The sequence below is a fragment of the Rhodococcus sp. UFZ-B548 genome (assembly GCF_903819475.1).
Taxonomy (GTDB): domain Bacteria; phylum Actinomycetota; class Actinomycetes; order Mycobacteriales; family Mycobacteriaceae; genus Rhodococcus_F; species Rhodococcus_F erythropolis.
The window spans coordinates 44257-59366 of sequence record NZ_CAIJDS010000050.1 but is presented as its reverse complement, the minus strand read 5'-3'; the positions used below and the strand labels follow the sequence as shown (position 1 = coordinate 59366).

Sequence of the window (15110 nt, the reverse complement as noted above, 5' to 3'; positions counted from 1 at the left end):
CGTGTGAGTGACCAGACGGCATTCTTCAACCTCGAGGCAACCGGTAAGCCCGGTCGACTCGTCGAGATCGACGACACCGAGAAGATCTTCTCGAACCCGACACAAAAAGCTACCGAGGACTACATCTCCGGCCGCTTCGGCTGAGCGACACTGTGGCTGTGTGGGCAGTCGACCTCCTCCTCACCGGCTACTTCAGGTGAGACAATGGGTACGTTCTGAAATAGGGGGTCGACAGTTGACTATCGAATTGCGTCAGCCGGACCGGGAGGTCGCGGCGGGAGCGCATTACGGCTACTCCTTGGCCGATTCGCATACGCGTCTGCTTCTGGCGGAGCCGGACCCAGCCACCGCTGCGCAGTTCATGGCGGCCGCCGACCACATGGGGATTCGCACCGACTGGTGCCGTGACGGTGCCGAGACTCTACTGGCGGTGGGTGCGGAGGTGCCGACCGTCCTGATCTTGGCTGCTCACACCGACAACGTCGACGCCGCACGAGTGGTGGCCACGATTCGAAGCCGGTCCGATGTTCCGATCCTGGTCGGTGCAGCCAAGTCGGGCGACGAGCGCATCGTGCGCGAAGTCCTCGCCGCGGGCGCCTCGGCGGTCGTTGCCCGCCCGTACGACATCACCACCATTGCTCCGTTCGCCGGCATCACCACACTCTCACCCGCCGAAGACAGTGTCGTCACCGCCGGACCGATCCGGGTCAACCCCAGTGGCTACGAGACCCGCGTCGGAAACCGCGAAGTACAGTTGACTCAGCGGGAACTCGAACTGCTCGTCTACCTGATCAAACGCCGCGGCCACGTCGCCAGCCAAAGCGAGATCAGCCTCGCAGTATGGGGTCACAGCGCCGAAACGAACACCGTCGCGGTGCACGTGAAGCGGCTACGTGAAAAACTCGGCTCGGATGCGCAGCACGGACAGTTCATTCGCACCATCCGCGGCGCCGGCTACCGCCTCGCTCCTTCCTTATGTGCATGAACCCATCAGCTCTCTGCGGTAGCAGAACCCGGAAGAACTCCCAGGTCGTGTGATGGGCGCACCCACAGACGACTGGGAATCAGGATTCCGAGCGCTGACGAAGTTCGTCGAACTCAAAGGTCATGCCGGCCCCGCAGGTCGAGTCCATGCGTTCGGAATCGACCTCGGCGGGTGGGTGGCACGTCGACGGATCGCATACTGGGACGGCACACTCTCCGCCGGTGAAGCCGACCTCCTCGAAAACCTACCCGGCTGGACCTGGGGGAAACCGCGACGCAAAAGTTGGCGAGCAGCACTGTCCGCATTATCGGACGAGCTCGCCGCGCGCCCCGACACGGACCTGTCGTCGACTCTCGTGATCGATGGTATCGATCTGGTCGCATGGGCGAACGCCCAGCGCACAGCCCACCAGAATGGCGAGCTCACCGACACCCAGATTCTCATGCTCGAAGCCCTACCCGCCTGGATGTGGGACAACGACACCGTTCGTTGGGAAACCGGGCGCTCTGCACTCGAGATGTACCTCCGAGAGCACGATGGTGCCGATGTCCCTCGCTCAGCGCGCGCCAACAGCTTCGACGTGGGCAAATGGGTGTTCCGCTGCCGAGAAGAGCATCGCGCCGGCACCCTGCCCCCGGATCGTATCGCCGAACTGAACAAGCTCCCAGGGTGGCGATGGGGCCGCGAGAGCGACGCGTGGATACAGGGGATCTCGGCCCTTAAGGCCTACACCGCCATCCACGGAACAGCCTCCCCCCGACAATCAGAGATCCTCGACGGGTTCTCCCTCGGACAGTGGGTCCACCACCGGCGCCGCGACTACAAAACCGGCACCCTGGCGATCGAGAAAATCGCCGCCCTCGAAGCGCTGCCCGGCTGGGACTGGGATCCTTTCCAAACACAATGGGAGAGAGGGTTTTCCGTATTGACTCAGTTCGTCGCGAACTCCGGTCATGCTCGACCATCCAAGAGCGCGGTCACCGGAACTTATCCCCTCGGCGAATGGGTCAGCACCCAACGAAAACACCACCACCGAGGAATTCTGTCCGACGCCCGCTCCGCACGACTCGAACAACTTCCAGGTTGGCGCTGGATCGACGACAAACAGCACGAGTAAACCCGGCAAGTGAACCGTCGCAAGACAACCCCACTCATGCTCGCCAGCAACCTTGGATCACAGCGATGCAGGTTTCGCAGAGGATTCCTGCTTTCCAAGGCAAGGCGAAGTGCACATGGCTCCCTGGGAACGAAAGTTCCGGAAACGCTCAATGGTGACCTCGGCCCCCGAGTGGCGGCGCCTGTCAATTCCCGCACCCGGAGAATCCGCCGAATCGATGTTCCCGACAGATCCCGACACCACTACTTCTGCACCGGACTGATCAACACACCGGCAACACCGCTACAACCGCTTCGCTCACCTCATCACATTGCTGAGCGCCGAACCTGCTGAAACAGGGGGGTGCACCCGCAATCGATTTCACGATTCAGCAACACCGTCCTGAGACTCGGATTCCAGGATCCAGCACACACCGACATCGTCGGTTTCCGGCGGAATCCCACTTTCCGCTCGACCCAGCAGCGCAACAAGGTTTGTTTCGAGGGTGGCAAGTTCGCGGATCTTGCCACGAACCTGGGAGAGATGCTCCGAGAGCATCTCCACGACCTGCTCACAAGGAGCCGCCCCGCGGTCATGGGTGGTGAGGATCTGGCGGATCTCTCGCAAGGTGAGACCTGCAGACTGGGCGCTGCGGACGAACCGCAAACGCGAAAGAGATTCCGGACCGAAATCCCGGTAGCCGTTGGACTTTCGGACCGGGACGGGAATCACCCCACTGTCCTCGTAGAAACGCAGCGTCTTCGGGGCAACGCCACTCCGAGCGGCCAGTTCACCAATTTTCACGAGATCCTTGACCTTCCATCGCACTGGAATGTCCATTATGGATGACGTTCGGGAACCGCAGGTGACTCGGACCGCTCGTCGTCGCGCTGACGGCGAACGCTCAGAAGGAGGTGTGAAATGAACCCACTGGAGATGTTGTGCGACTGGCTGTGTCGAGCGATGGGTCCTTGCTGTCCCCCCATGTGATGCCGTGGCGAGCAACTCGGAATCTACCGATGTCACTTCGCCGTTCCTGGTGAGGTACGTCGGCCGGCCACCGTTCGGCTGGCGTACCGCATTCACTTCCAAGTCCGGTGCATCATCTTCCTCGAATCGCCCTACATTGCTATCATCGTTTTATGACGATGAATAACGAGTCGGGATGCCTCGCTGCAACCGGCAGCGGGTCCAGTCTGGATGCGGCAGTGGCACTGTTCCACAGTCTCTCGGACGGCACCCGGTTGTCGATCGTGCGCCGTCTCGCCGAAGGAGAGGCGCGGGTTGCGGATTTGATCGGTGAACTCGGCCTCGCCCAGTCGACGGTGTCCGCACATGTTGCATGCCTACGTGATTGCGGTTTGGTCGACGGCAGACCGGAAGGTCGGCAGGTGTTCTACTCGCTGGCCCGGCCGGAATTGATGGACCTACTCGCCTCGGCGGAGACGCTGCTTGCCGCGACGGGGAACGCGGTTGCCTTGTGCCCGAATTACGGCACCGCCATCGGAGATAGCCGTGAGTGACGCATGCGGTTGCGGTCACGACGAACCCCGCGTCGAAGGCGAGGAAGAACACGGGCCCGAAAAGTGGTGGCAGGTTACCGAGATCCGGGCGGCTGCAGCTGCGGGCGTGCTGCTGATCGCGGCGCTGATAGTGGGCCTGACCGGTGGGCCGGATGCTCTCGGGCTCGGTCTCGAGGTGGGCGCCCTGCTCATTGCCGGTTACACGTTCGTCCCGTCCACTCTCGCACGCCTGGTCAAGGGCAAGATCGGGGTCGGCACCCTGATGACGATCGCGGCTGTCGGCGCGGTACTGCTCGGTGAGGTGGGCGAAGCGGCCATGCTCGCGTTCTTGTTCGCGATCAGCGAGGGACTCGAAGAGTATGCGGTCACCCGCACTCGCCGGGGCCTGCGGGCCTTGCTGTCTCTGGTGCCGGCCACCGCGACAGTTCTCCGCGGCGGCCGCGAGGAAACCGTTCCGCCCTCCGAACTCCAGCTCGGCGAGCTCATGGTCGTCAAGCCTGGGGAACGGATCGCCACCGACGGGGTCATCCGCACCGGACGCACCGCTCTGGACACCTCCGCGATTACCGGTGAATCGGTGCCCGTCGAAGCCGGTCCCGGCAACGAGGTGTTCGCAGGATCGATCAACGGCACCGGCGTCCTCGAAGTCGAGGTCACCGCAGATGCGCAGGACAATTCGCTGGCCAAAATCGTGCGGATCGTCGAGGCCGAGCAGTCCCGCAAGGGCGAGGCGCAACGCCTCGCCGACAAGATCGCCAAACCGCTGGTTCCAGGTGTGATGATCGTCGCCGCAGTTATCGCCGCGGTCGGCAGTGTGCTCGGCGATCCGCTGGTGTGGATCGAACGCGCCCTGGTGGTGCTGGTCGCCGCCTCCCCGTGTGCGCTGGCCATCGCGATCCCTGTCACCGTTGTCGCCGCGATCGGTGCGGCGTCCAAGCTCGGTGTCCTGGTCAAGGGCGGCGGTGCACTCGAGGCCCTCGGCCGGATCCGCACCGTTGCGTTGGACAAGACCGGCACCCTCACCCGCAACCAGCCTGCCGTGATCGATGTGGCCACGGCGGACGGCGCCAGCCGCGAGGACGTTCTCGCGGTGGCCGCAGCGTTGGAGGCGCGCAGCGAGCACCCTCTCGCTCGCGCGATTCTCGCCGCCGTCGACGACTACGCACCCGCCGACGACGTGGACGCGGTCACAGGGGCGGGCCTGACCGGGGCCATCGACGGCATACCTGTGCGCCTCGGTCGACCGGGCTGGATCGACCCGGGTCCGCTGGCAGGGGATATCGAGCGGATGCAGCATGCCGGCGCCACTGCGGTGCTGATCGAGCGCGCCGGAACGGTCATCGGGGCGGTCGCCGTCCGTGACGAGCTCCGACCGGAAGCACGTGAGGTGGTTGCCGGGCTACGACGCGGCGGGTACACCGTCGCGATGCTCACCGGCGACAACGAACGCACCGCCCAGGCGCTGGCCGCCGACGTCGGGATCGACGACGTGCACGCCGACCTGCGCCCGGAGGACAAGGCACGGATCGTGGAAACCTTGCGTGCGAGCCGCCCGACGGCAATGGTCGGGGACGGTGTCAACGACGCCCCCGCCCTGGCCACCGCCGACTTGGGCATTGCCATGGGCGCGATGGGTTCCGACGTGGCCATCGAGACCGCCGATGTTGCTCTGATGGGTGAGGACCTGCGGCACCTGCCGCAGGCGTTGGCGCACGCGCGCCGCTCCCGGACCATCATGTTGCAGAACGTCGGACTGTCGCTGGCGATCATCACCGTTCTGATGCCGTTGGCCTTGTTCGGGGTTCTCGGCCTGGCCGCCGTGGTCCTGGTGCACGAGGTCGCTGAGATCGTGGTCATCGCCAACGGTGTCCGGGCCGGCCGCGCGCAAGCCTTCCCCACCGGATCGGTACCCGCACCGGCGGGGAAGGTCGAGGCCCGCACGTGAGCGAATTAGCGGCTCGATCAATCCGCACAGGTAGCACGCGGCGGGTGATTCTCGTGGTCGTCGGTCTCGCTCTCATCGCGATCGCACTGTCGGCCGAACCCGTTGCGCGCCGTACCCTTTCCGGTGCACGCACCGTCGATATGGGATTGCTGCAACTGAAGTTGGCGTACAACAGCGGTGTCGCGTTCAGCATCGGCCAACAGCTTCCGGCCTGGATCATCCTCGCGGTCACCGCCGCCATCACTCTCGGCGTCGGAATTTACGCCTGGCGCACCGTCCCCACCGCTTCACTGGTGGGGACGGTGGGTTGGTCGGCGATCCTCGCCGGAGCTGCCGCCAACGTGATCGATCGTGCCGTCGACGGAAAGGTCACCGACTATTTCCACACCGGCTGGTGGCCCACCTTCAACCTCGCCGACACCTACATCACCTGCGGCGTCGTGCTGCTCGTCGCATCACTGATCTTTGAGTCCACCCACGACCCGGCCGATCCCCCGCCCGCACAGGAGAGTTCGAAATGACAGCAATACCCGAGATCAGGCCGCGCCGCGGCAGCCGCCGGATGCGAGGATGATCGGCACCATCGCCGCGGCGGTAGCGATGTTCGCCGGCACCAACATCGACGACATCGTCGTACTGACCGTCCTGTTCGTCGCCTCCGCCAGTCAAGGACGGCCGCGGGCATGGCAGATCGTTGCCGGCCAGTACCTCGGCCTGATCACCCTCGTCGCGATCAGTGTGGTCGCCGCCCTCGGGTTGGTGATCGTGCCCGAGGACTGGGTTGGACTACTCGGATTACTTCCCCTGTCGCTAGGAATCTGGGGACTGATCCAGGGCTTACGCAGCGACGGAGACGGTGAACCCGTAGTGGTCGCGGCCGGGACGATCAGCGTCGCCGCCATCACCATCGCCAACGGCGCCGACAACATCGCCGTCTACACCCCGGTCTTCCGCACTCTCGGTGCGCCCCAGACCATCGTTACCATCGCCGTGTTCCTGATCTGTGTCGGACTCTGGTGCGCCGCCGGCAGAATGCTCGGCACCCACAAGAAGGTCATCGACACCCTCGAGCGCGTCGAGCACTGGCTCGTGCCCACAGTCTTCATCGGGCTGGGCGTCATCATCCTGCTCGAATCCGGTGTGATCGGCCGCCTGATCGCCGCCGCGGCATGACCGACACTGCTGGCACGGTGGCACCTTGATCCGTCCCGGCTCCTCGCGGTCGCCGGGGCACGCGGATGTCTGCGACTCCGCGCACCGCATCCCGGCCGGAACCGTGCATGGCGCGTCACAACGGTCCGGCCACCGAAGCAAAGGCGAGCGGAAGATCCAGTGCGAATTGGCAGAACGACAAACTCGGACGGCGCCCGAATGATCGTTGGACCAGCGGTGGCCGCCTTCTCGGACGTCGGCACGGGCAGGGGTTGGGCTTCCTGCCCTCTGTCGGAATTATCCGATGGCCGTTTGCTGAAATCGGGGAGATCAGCCCCGTGAACCACTCGCATCGTGCGGCTTGCGCAGCGGCGGCGCATTCGTCAGGCGGGCGATGTGTGGAGGCCGAGCTGCACGGCATGCTCGTAGTCATCGTCGATGAGGACCACTGTGCGGTGTTCGCGGTCGAGAAGTGAAGCGGCGATCGATGCGCGGTAACCGGATGCGCAGTGCACCCACACTTCGGCCGCGGAAACTTCCTCGAGTCGGTGTGGTAGCTCGTGGAGGGGGATGTTCACGGCACCAGGAAGGTGGCTGTCCGCGTACTCGGACTGTTGACGCGCATCGAGGACGCTTATCTCACGTTCGCCGGTGGCCGCCGCGAGTCCGGCGAAGTCGGATACATCGTAGGAGCGGACCTTTCCGTCGCCGACGAGCGAGTGAATCTCACCGACGGCGGATCCGGAGGGACTGTCGATGCCGATCCGAGCCAGCTCGCGGGTCGCCTCGGCGATCTGGTCGGTTGTTTCACCGATCAGCGTCAACGGCACGCCCCACTGATAAAGCCATCCGAGATAGGTGACGAAGCTGGTCGACAGTTCGAACCCGAGAGAGCCATCGACGTGGCCGGCGGCGAAAGCGGTGCGTCCTCGTAGGTCAACGACCCATTGCCCGGCGTCGATGCGGCGACGTAGTTCGTCTGGATCGACGGGCTCGGGCATGGACAGGTCGATCGGGGCCGGCCCTTTGGTGTTGATGACGCCCATATGGGCGTAGTACGCGGGATATGCAGACAGGCCCGCGATCAGCTCGTCGACATAGGTGTGTTCGTCCTGAGTCAGTGCGGGGTTGGACTGCTGCTGTTCACCGATGGTGGATGAGTCCCCGCTGGTCGGAGTTGCGGCACAGAAGCTACCGAACCCATGTGTGGGGTAGACCTCCACCTCAGCGGCCAGTTCGGCCGCGATACGGCGGACCGAATGGTACTGCGCGTGGGTCAGTTCATCAGTGTGCTCGGAGCCGAGCAGGTCAGTGCGCCCGGTGGACCCGTAGAGCATGGAGCCGCCGGTGAAGATTGCGATCGGCTCGCCGCGCCGGTGCAGAACGTAACTGACGTGGTGATGAGTATGCCCTGGGGTGTGCATGACCTCGAACGTCGTCGATCCCGCGTCGACGACATCGCCGTCGACGACTGCTCGGCGCTCGTATTCGACCGGATCGCCGTCCGGGACGACGTATTCGGCACCCGTGGCGCGCGCAAGTTCCAGGCCGCCAGTGACGTAGTCGTTGTGGATGTGAGTTTCCAGCACGTGGGTGATGACAGCGTTCTTTTCTGCTGCCAGCGCCCGGACGCGGTCGATGTCGCGTTGTGGATCGATCACCACGGCGATACCGTCGTGGCTGATCAGATAGCTGCGGTCGCCGAGGCTGGAAGTTTCAATGATGGCGATGTCCGGGTCGGTCGTGCTCATGGGGAGCTCCTACATGTTGTCGGTCGGCCTCGTTCCTGATGTGAAGCGGGCGTTCAGGCCAGCGCCAGGAAGAGCTTTTCCAGTTCTGCTTCGGTCATGGGTTCTTTGTTGTCTGCCGCTTCGCCTGTCATGCACTCTCGGAGACCGGTAGCGACGATCTTGAAGCCAGCTTTGTCGAGGGCCCTGGAAACAGCGGCGAGCTGGGTGACAACGTCTTTGCAATCGCGTCCGTTCTCGATCATGCCGATCACTCCCGAGAGTTGGCCGTGTGCGCGGCGGAGGCGGTTGAGGACCAATGCGATGCTGTCTTCGTCGCCGATCATGGGGTCTCCTTCAGATGCATGATGATGCCAGAAATTGCCAGATTACCCCCGGGGGCATCCAACGGGGTGCACGGTAGATCATCCGAGAACGAGAGTGTCGATGAGGACGTAACCTGCCACGACAAACACCAGGTAGGCGAACCACTGCCGAAGTGAGTCCGTGGCGATGCGTGTACCGAATCGTCCGGCCACCAACGAACCCGCAATGGCTGAACCTGCGAACGCTGCCGTCAAGGGCCAGTTTCCACCTAGGCCGTCGGCCTGAGCGATGAGTCCGGCGGCGGAGTTGGCGACGATGACCACCAAAGAGGTTCCGACGGCGACACTCATCTCGATTCCCAGCAGCAGAACCAATGCGGGGATGATCAAGAAGCCCCCGCCGACGCCGAACAGTCCGGTAAGGACACCGACGCCGAATCCGGTCGGTATGGACCGAGGTGCGCATCGGCGCCAGTTGATCCCGGAATTGCTCGTCCTGCAGGCGGTTCCGGGATTGTCGGGGCTGCGCAGCATGCGTGCCCCCGCGAGGATCATGACGATCGCAAAGCCGATCATCACGGCAGTTTCAGGTAGATGCTTGCCAAGGGCAGTGCCGGCCAGGGTGCCGAGGACTCCGGTGGCGGCGAAGATTGCCGCGAGTCGCCATTCGATGAGCCGCGCCCGCACCTTGGAGATGACCCCGACCGCGGAGGCGACACCGATCACCAACAGCGAAGTCGGTATCGCCTCCGGCAGGGGGAACCCGAGAGCGTACACGAGGATCGGGACAGCGAGGATCGATCCACCGCCTCCGAGGAGACCGAGCAGGATTCCGACGGTGAGGCCGAGCGCCAGCGCCAGGGTCAACGTCATCAACTGCGCACTGCATCCCGACTGCCGAGCGTGTCCAGGGCGGCTTGGAGTTTGGTGGTGGCCTCGGCCGCGACATCTGACAGTGCTGGTTCGCCCGTCACTTGGACCATGAGGTCCGGGTTCATCGCCTCGACGATGACCGATCCGGCGGTGGTGTCGGCACGGACGACGACGTTGCAGGGCAGTAGCAGGCCGATCTCACGCACGATTCCTACGGCGCGGTGTGCAAGCGTGGGATTGCACGCGCCTAGGATCAGATACTTCTCCATGTCTGTGCCAAGTTTGGCTTTCAGGGTGGCCTGCATGTCAATTTCGGTCAGCACACCGAAGCCTTGCTCGGACAGTGCTGCTTTGGTGGCGGTGACCGCCGTCTCGAAGTCGGTGTCGGTCAAGGTGGTCGAGAGTGCGATGGTCATGGTGGAGAATTCCTTCCGTTCGTCGAACTGCGGCAATTGTGTGCCTATCCGCTTCGGGGGTGGCGAAGACTTGGTACGCCCGCTCTGGTGAGAAGCGCACTTGCCGGGCACCAGCCGACCGCGGCGTAGAGGGCGAGGTTCGCGGCGGCGAAGGCGCTGAGCAGCCTCCACCGTGGTGCGTGGAGTTCGCCGAGGGTCAGGCCCGTCGCGGTGACGCCGGCGGCCAGTGCGGGGACGATACGTTCGATCGGCCACCCGGCAGACGTGCTCGAATGCGTGATGTTCGGATCGGTCATGATTCCTCCGTGAGGTGTTGTAATGGTCAGTGCGAGAAGCGGATCGACGGCAACATTCTGCGCAGCCAGCCCGGTGCCCACCATGCAGCGTGACCGCTCAGCCGGAGCAGGACCGGGAGCAGGATCAGCCTGATCAGGAAGGCGTCGAGCAACACCGCGACGCCGAGGATGATGCCCATTTCCTTGGGTGGGAGCGGATCGGAGAGCGCGAAGGTGAAGAACACGGCGACCATGACCGCCGCAGCGGCGAAGATGACGCGTCCGGAGTGCGCGAGGCCGTCGACCTGAGCAGCCTTCGGGTCCCCGGTCTTCTCGTAGTGTTCTTTCGCGGTGGCGAGCAGGAACACGGTGTAGTCCATGGCGATGGCAAAGATCATCGCGAAGAAGAACACCGGCCCCCAGCCGTCGAGGAAACCTTGAGGGGTGAAGCCGAGCAGCGACGATCCGTGTCCGTCTTGGAAGATCAGCTTCGCAACCCCGAACGCTGCGGCGGTCGACAGCAAACTGACGGCGGTGCCGAGGATCGCGATCAGTGGTGCCTGCAGAGCGACGAGCAGCAGGATGAAGCCGAGGGCGAGGATGATCCCGATAACCAACGGTAGGTAGTCGTTCAGGGCTTGCTGCAGGTCGAGGTTCTCCGCTGGCGCGCCGCCGACGAGCGCGGACTCCGGTAGTTGTGCGCGTAGGTCACCGAGGATCGTGCCCATGGCCTCTGCGGAAGGGTCCACGGCAGGAAACGCTTGCAGCAGTGTGTAGTTCGAATCGTCTGTTGATGGTGTGGGCGGGGTGACCATCGAGATCCCGTCGACGCTGCTCGCTGCCGCGGCGGTAGCAGCCGCATCGGAAGACGGGACAACTATCTGCAGCGCGCCGGGTGCCCCGTCACCGAACTGGGCCTGAACCAACTCGTAACCTTGCCGAACGGGCGCATCGTCGGGAACGACAGCGATGGACGGCATTGCCACCTTCAGTCCCAGGACAGGTAAGGCCAGGGCGACGAGGATGCCGACGGAGACCAGCGCGAACGGCCATGGGTACTTGTGAAGCAATTCGCCCCACGCAGCGAACTTCGGGGATCGGTGCTGTTGGCGTTTCGCGTAAGGCAGGGATGCTGCGTTGACCTTGGGGCCGAGTGCGCCCAGCGTGGCCGGAAGAAGTGTCATGGTGGCGATCAGAACGAACGTGACGGCCAGCATGATGCCTACGGCCATGGTGCGCACGGCCGGTGCGGGAACGAGCAGCACTGCCGAGAGGCTGACCAGGACGGTAAGTCCGGACAGGAGCACCGCTTTGCCTGCGGTGTCCATGGTTTCGGCAACGGCTGCTCGTGGATCGGCCGTACGGAGGGCGTCGCGGAAGCGGGCGACGATGAACAAGGCGTAGTCGATGCCGAGAGCGAGGGCGAACATCATCGCGAAATTCATCGCCCATACCGAGATCGGTGTGACCTCGTTGAGCAGCACCAAACCGCCGGCGGAGGCGACGAGTCCGGCCACTGTGAGCAACAGCGGCAGCCCGGCAGCGACGAGGGAGCCGAATGCGAGCACCATGATCGCCAAAGTGACTGGCCAAGAGAATAGTTCAGCCTGAATCATCGCATCGTGGTTGGCTTTGTTGAAGTCGGACCACAACGCGGAGGATCCGGTGGGATAGACCTCGATACCGTCGCCGGAGAGTGCGGTCAGCTCGTCTTTGACATCGTCGACGGCTTTGACCATGTCGTCCGCGTTTGCGTTGGCGCCGGCGATGAGGATGCCGGTGTGGCCGTCGGGGCTGATGGTCATACCAGGCTGTGGGGCGATGACGGCACCGAACCGGGTGTCACCGTCGAACACAGCTGTGACGTCGATGAGTCTCTGCTGCACGGTGGGATCGTCGATCGACGCGGTGTCCGAATGGACCACCACCTGAACCGCGGCCGAGGAGTTCCCGCCGAAATGCTGTTGCGCGAGTTCACGGACCTGGACCGATTCGGATCCGTTGGCTTGCCACCCAGCACCCGCCAGTGACGAAAAAACCGACGGCGCTGCAGATCCGAGCGCGACAAGCGCGATCAGCCAGACACCGAACACCCATCGGCGGCGTGCGACCATCGCGCTTCCCAGGCGTCCGAGTATGCCGGGTGTAGATACGCGATCACGATCGTCACGACCGGTGGCCGTCACGGTGTCGGGCACAGACATAACTTCTCCTAAAATACGGGCTGGGGTATTCAAATGAGCGAGCTAGACCTCGGTAAACCTGACCCAATTGGAAGGTTAGGCCCTTGCACTCGCGACCGGGATTGGCGGCGAAACAGCGATCGCGAGGCGCTGGCGCCGATCGATAGGACCAACGGTCTCAGCAGAGCAGGTGCACTGCCGAGGCCGTGAAACATCCTTCGTGACGTCGTCGACATGTCGATCGCAACCTGCCCACGCGATCTTGTCGCATATCGGGCACGGGACGGGGTAACACATAGACAGTCCTTTCTGACGAGCGTCTACCCACTGTTGCATATACCCAGGGGGGTATGCAAGTACCCCTGGGGGTATACGCTCGGGTAGGCCGTTCGCTCCTCTCGGGCGCCCACCCGAGGGGGTGGGCCGTCCGGGTCGTCGAGTGCCCAGGCGAGGTACCGCTTTCTGGGTAGCCGACGCACACGTCGGCGCATCCGTCGAGACGACTCAGTCCGGGTGCGGCGGCCACGCCATCGGTGAGAGGTCTCGGGAACTCGTGGCGTGGATCGAGCGCGCCGGAACCGTCATCGGGGCAGTCGCCGTACGAGACGAGCTCCGACCGGAAGCACATGAGGTGATCGCCGGGCTACGACGCGGCGGGTACACCGTCGCGATGCTCACCGGCGACAACGAACGCACCGCCCAGGCGCTGGCCGCCGACGTCGGGATCGACGACGTGCACGCCGACCTGCGCCCGGAGGACAAGGCACGGATCGTGGAAACCTTGCGTGCGAGCCGCCCGACGGCAATGGTCGGGGACGGTGTCAACGACGCCCCCGCCCTGGCCACCGCCGACTTGGGCATTGCCATGGGCGCGATGGGTTCCGACGTGGCCATCGAGACCGCCGATGTTGCTCTGATGGGCGAAGACCTGCAGCACCTGCCGCCGGCTCTGCATCCGATGAACCGAATGCTCGCACAATTGCGCAGTGTCTACACGAAGCGCATCGCTTGCACGACCGACACAGCGCCGTCGCGTTTCGGCCCGCAAAGAGGACCGCAGCCGGCCGCACCAGCGATGACACCCAGCGTTGGCATCACCTCGAACGCACACATGTCCTCTCCCAGCCCTGTCCATGGCCACACAAACCACCTCGCCATGCTCCCCTGGCCTTACATCAGCGTGACTGCCGCGAAGCCGTCGGGCAGGTTCTTCGCATCATCGTCGTCGCCGCCCCGGGATCCGCACTGGGCCGCTATCCGGAGGGCAACACCGAACGAACTCGTGCCGGTCTTATGACACCGATGCCGATACCTGACGATCTTGCCGAGAAAATGCAGACCTACCAGTCCTGGGTTTCGTTTACCGCGAGCTGTCCTGCACTGCCGCATACTCGAAACCACACGCCGACGGAGGAACACCATGATGCACCTTGAAATTTTGCAAGTCCCGGACTGCCCGAACGTGCAGCTCCTCGAACAACGGATCGAGCACGTTCTCGCGGAGGAGTCCATCGATTGGGAACTGCGCCACGTAATCGTCGACGATCCTCGATCCGCAAGGCTTGCGGGCATGACCGGATCGCCGACGTTGCTCGTCGACGGCCGCGATCCGTTTGCCGAACCGGACCAGGTCCCCAACGTGTCATGCAGGCTCTATCGAGATTCCACGGGCGAGGTCGGTGGCGCTCCTACCGTTGCTGCACTGAGGGGTGCGTTCGGTATGGCTGCGCCCACAGCTGATGTAGAGGGCGATGAGTGAAAGTATCGGCCACCCACCGGTGGTCCCAACAGGGTCGTCTCCAGCAGCAGCCCCGGGGTTCCTCACAAGGGCGAGCTGACTCAACGGTCCTCCGTACTGCGCCTGCTCGAGTCTCGTCCGCCTGATCCCGCAGCTTGTACCGATTCCGAAACTCGAGACCACCACGGATACCGCCGACTCCGCACCTGATCCCGTCACCTGACATCTTCATCCCAATGCCAATCAATGCATGATCGCGCGCCCTCGGCATCACCCAGGAAGGCAGCTTTGAGCGGTCATACGTCCAAAAAAGACAGGTTGTGGCACCGATGCTGGGCATTTTCGTTACTGGAGCTTTCACGCGCACCTAACCGGAGGGAACCCTTCACCGGGTGCGCATTGCACGCCGTTTTTCATCTACGACCATCACTTCTTCATTGATCCGGCGGCGCAATGACCGGAACGCGATCGCAGAGATGGCGAATCCGAGCAGCACCGCCCCGAACAGTGCTAACACACCGGGGATTTCGAGTTCGAGTATGGCGTTGATTCCCATGATGATCACTGCGAGGCCGGCGATCAGGGCGAGTCGAACCGCGGTGTAGTACATCACCAGACGCACGAGCTTTGACCGTGCTACACGGTTGATCCGCGCCACGCGCGTCTGCGGTGCTTGATGGGCACCCAGTGCCGCAATTTCTGGGCTGACTGGTGGATTGATACGGCCCTTCGGAGCGGACTGGCGTTTCACGATGCTCGATTCTCGGGTTCGGATCCCGCCTCTGGTTGGCGGGGGCGACAGAACGAACCATATGTCTACTATGCACAATAGTAGTTCAGTGTTGTCCCGGTTCACCGCACCACGCTTGGA

16 protein-coding genes and 2 pseudogenes are annotated in these 15110 nt (G+C 63.7%); 10 read left to right on the top strand and 8 right to left on the bottom strand.

All coding sequences use genetic code 11. From position 1 onward, the window contains the following. From pstB to H7C86_RS29755, 3 genes and pseudogenes are all read left to right on the top strand, one after another. Positions 1 to 144 (top strand): annotated as a pseudogene (gene pstB, locus H7C86_RS29765) (phosphate ABC transporter ATP-binding protein); the annotation flags it as partial. A 91-nt stretch (positions 145 to 235) separates the two neighbouring features. After that, positions 236 to 985: a response regulator transcription factor gene (locus H7C86_RS29760; protein WP_054186436.1), complete on the top strand. Its 750-nt coding sequence runs from the start codon at positions 236 to 238 to the stop codon at positions 983 to 985. A gap of 52 nt (positions 986 to 1037) precedes the next feature. Continuing rightward, positions 1038 to 2102, top strand: coding sequence for a helicase associated domain-containing protein (locus H7C86_RS29755; protein ID WP_011331631.1), 1065 nt, complete (start codon positions 1038 to 1040; stop codon positions 2100 to 2102). A 360-nt stretch (positions 2103 to 2462) separates the two neighbouring features. Here H7C86_RS29755 and H7C86_RS29750 read toward each other — a convergent pair whose 3' ends face one another. Beyond that, on the bottom strand, positions 2463 to 2885 hold the full coding sequence (locus H7C86_RS29750) for a heavy metal-responsive transcriptional regulator (RefSeq protein ID WP_259349325.1): 423 nt from the start codon (positions 2883 to 2885) through the stop codon (positions 2463 to 2465). Positions 2886 to 3223: 338 nt separating this feature from the next. Here H7C86_RS29750 and H7C86_RS29745 point away from each other — a divergent pair, with 338 nt between their 5' ends. From H7C86_RS29745 to H7C86_RS29730, 4 genes are read left to right on the top strand one after another with little or no spacing between them, the layout of a single operon-like run. Then, positions 3224 to 3604 (top strand): helix-turn-helix transcriptional regulator, encoded by a 381-nt coding sequence (locus tag H7C86_RS29745; protein WP_054186437.1) that lies wholly within the window; start codon positions 3224 to 3226, stop codon positions 3602 to 3604. Next, positions 3597 to 5549 (top strand): cation-translocating P-type ATPase, encoded by a 1953-nt coding sequence (locus tag H7C86_RS29740; RefSeq protein WP_073513734.1) that lies wholly within the window; start codon positions 3597 to 3599, stop codon positions 5547 to 5549. The genes H7C86_RS29745 and H7C86_RS29740 overlap by 8 nt, the downstream gene beginning before the upstream one ends. Continuing rightward, a complete protein-coding gene (gene lspA, locus H7C86_RS29735; protein ID WP_011133466.1) occupies positions 5546 to 6070 on the top strand; it encodes a signal peptidase II in 525 nt (174 codons plus the stop codon). Before H7C86_RS29740 ends, lspA begins: the two co-directional genes overlap by 4 nt. Positions 6071 to 6119: 49 nt before the next feature. Next, positions 6120 to 6722 carry a cadmium resistance transporter gene (locus H7C86_RS29730; protein WP_003944587.1) on the top strand — a complete coding sequence of 201 codons (603 nt, stop codon included), beginning with the start codon at positions 6120 to 6122 and terminating at the stop codon, positions 6720 to 6722. 362 nt (positions 6723 to 7084) lie between these two features. Here the strand turns inward: H7C86_RS29730 and H7C86_RS29725 are convergent, their stop codons facing one another. From H7C86_RS29725 to H7C86_RS29700, 6 genes are all read right to left on the bottom strand, one after another. Further along, positions 7085 to 8452 (bottom strand): rhodanese-like domain-containing protein, encoded by a 1368-nt coding sequence (locus tag H7C86_RS29725; protein WP_182262745.1) that lies wholly within the window; start codon positions 8450 to 8452, stop codon positions 7085 to 7087. 53 nt (positions 8453 to 8505) lie between these two features. After that, positions 8506 to 8775 carry a metal-sensitive transcriptional regulator gene (locus H7C86_RS29720; RefSeq protein WP_003944639.1) on the bottom strand — a complete coding sequence of 90 codons (270 nt, stop codon included), beginning with the start codon at positions 8773 to 8775 and terminating at the stop codon, positions 8506 to 8508. 78 nt (positions 8776 to 8853) lie between these two features. Continuing rightward, on the bottom strand, positions 8854 to 9627 hold the full coding sequence (locus tag H7C86_RS29715; protein ID WP_003944622.1) for a sulfite exporter TauE/SafE family protein: 774 nt from the start codon (positions 9625 to 9627) through the stop codon (positions 8854 to 8856). Beyond that, on the bottom strand, positions 9627 to 10043 hold the full coding sequence (locus tag H7C86_RS29710; protein ID WP_011133463.1) for a DUF302 domain-containing protein: 417 nt from the start codon (positions 10041 to 10043) through the stop codon (positions 9627 to 9629). The genes H7C86_RS29715 and H7C86_RS29710 overlap by 1 nt, the downstream gene beginning before the upstream one ends. Before the next feature lie 44 nt (positions 10044 to 10087). Beyond that, on the bottom strand, positions 10088 to 10339 hold the full coding sequence (locus tag H7C86_RS29705) for a YgaP-like transmembrane domain (protein WP_003944652.1): 252 nt from the start codon (positions 10337 to 10339) through the stop codon (positions 10088 to 10090). A 26-nt stretch (positions 10340 to 10365) separates the two neighbouring features. Continuing rightward, positions 10366 to 12522, bottom strand: a complete 2157-nt coding sequence (locus H7C86_RS29700; RefSeq protein WP_030538075.1) for an MMPL family transporter — start codon at positions 12520 to 12522, stop codon at positions 10366 to 10368. Positions 12523 to 13066: 544 nt separating this feature from the next. Here H7C86_RS29700 and H7C86_RS37495 point away from each other — a divergent pair. The 3 genes and pseudogenes from H7C86_RS37495 to H7C86_RS29690 all read left to right on the top strand — a co-directional run. Beyond that, positions 13067 to 13453, top strand: a pseudogene (locus H7C86_RS37495) (HAD-IC family P-type ATPase); the annotation flags it as partial. A gap of 56 nt (positions 13454 to 13509) precedes the next feature. Next, on the top strand, positions 13510 to 13935 hold the full coding sequence (locus H7C86_RS37490) for a DUF3703 domain-containing protein (protein WP_087503898.1): 426 nt from the start codon (positions 13510 to 13512) through the stop codon (positions 13933 to 13935). Continuing rightward, positions 13922 to 14260: a hypothetical protein gene (locus tag H7C86_RS29690; protein WP_003944633.1), complete on the top strand. Its 339-nt coding sequence runs from the start codon at positions 13922 to 13924 to the stop codon at positions 14258 to 14260. Before H7C86_RS37490 ends, H7C86_RS29690 begins: the two co-directional genes overlap by 14 nt. Positions 14261 to 14624: 364 nt before the next feature. Here the strand turns inward: H7C86_RS29690 and H7C86_RS29685 are convergent, their stop codons facing one another. Next, positions 14625 to 14990 (bottom strand): DUF4229 domain-containing protein, encoded by a 366-nt coding sequence (locus H7C86_RS29685; protein WP_019747393.1) that lies wholly within the window; start codon positions 14988 to 14990, stop codon positions 14625 to 14627. Between the last annotated feature and the right edge of the window lie 120 nt (positions 14991 to 15110).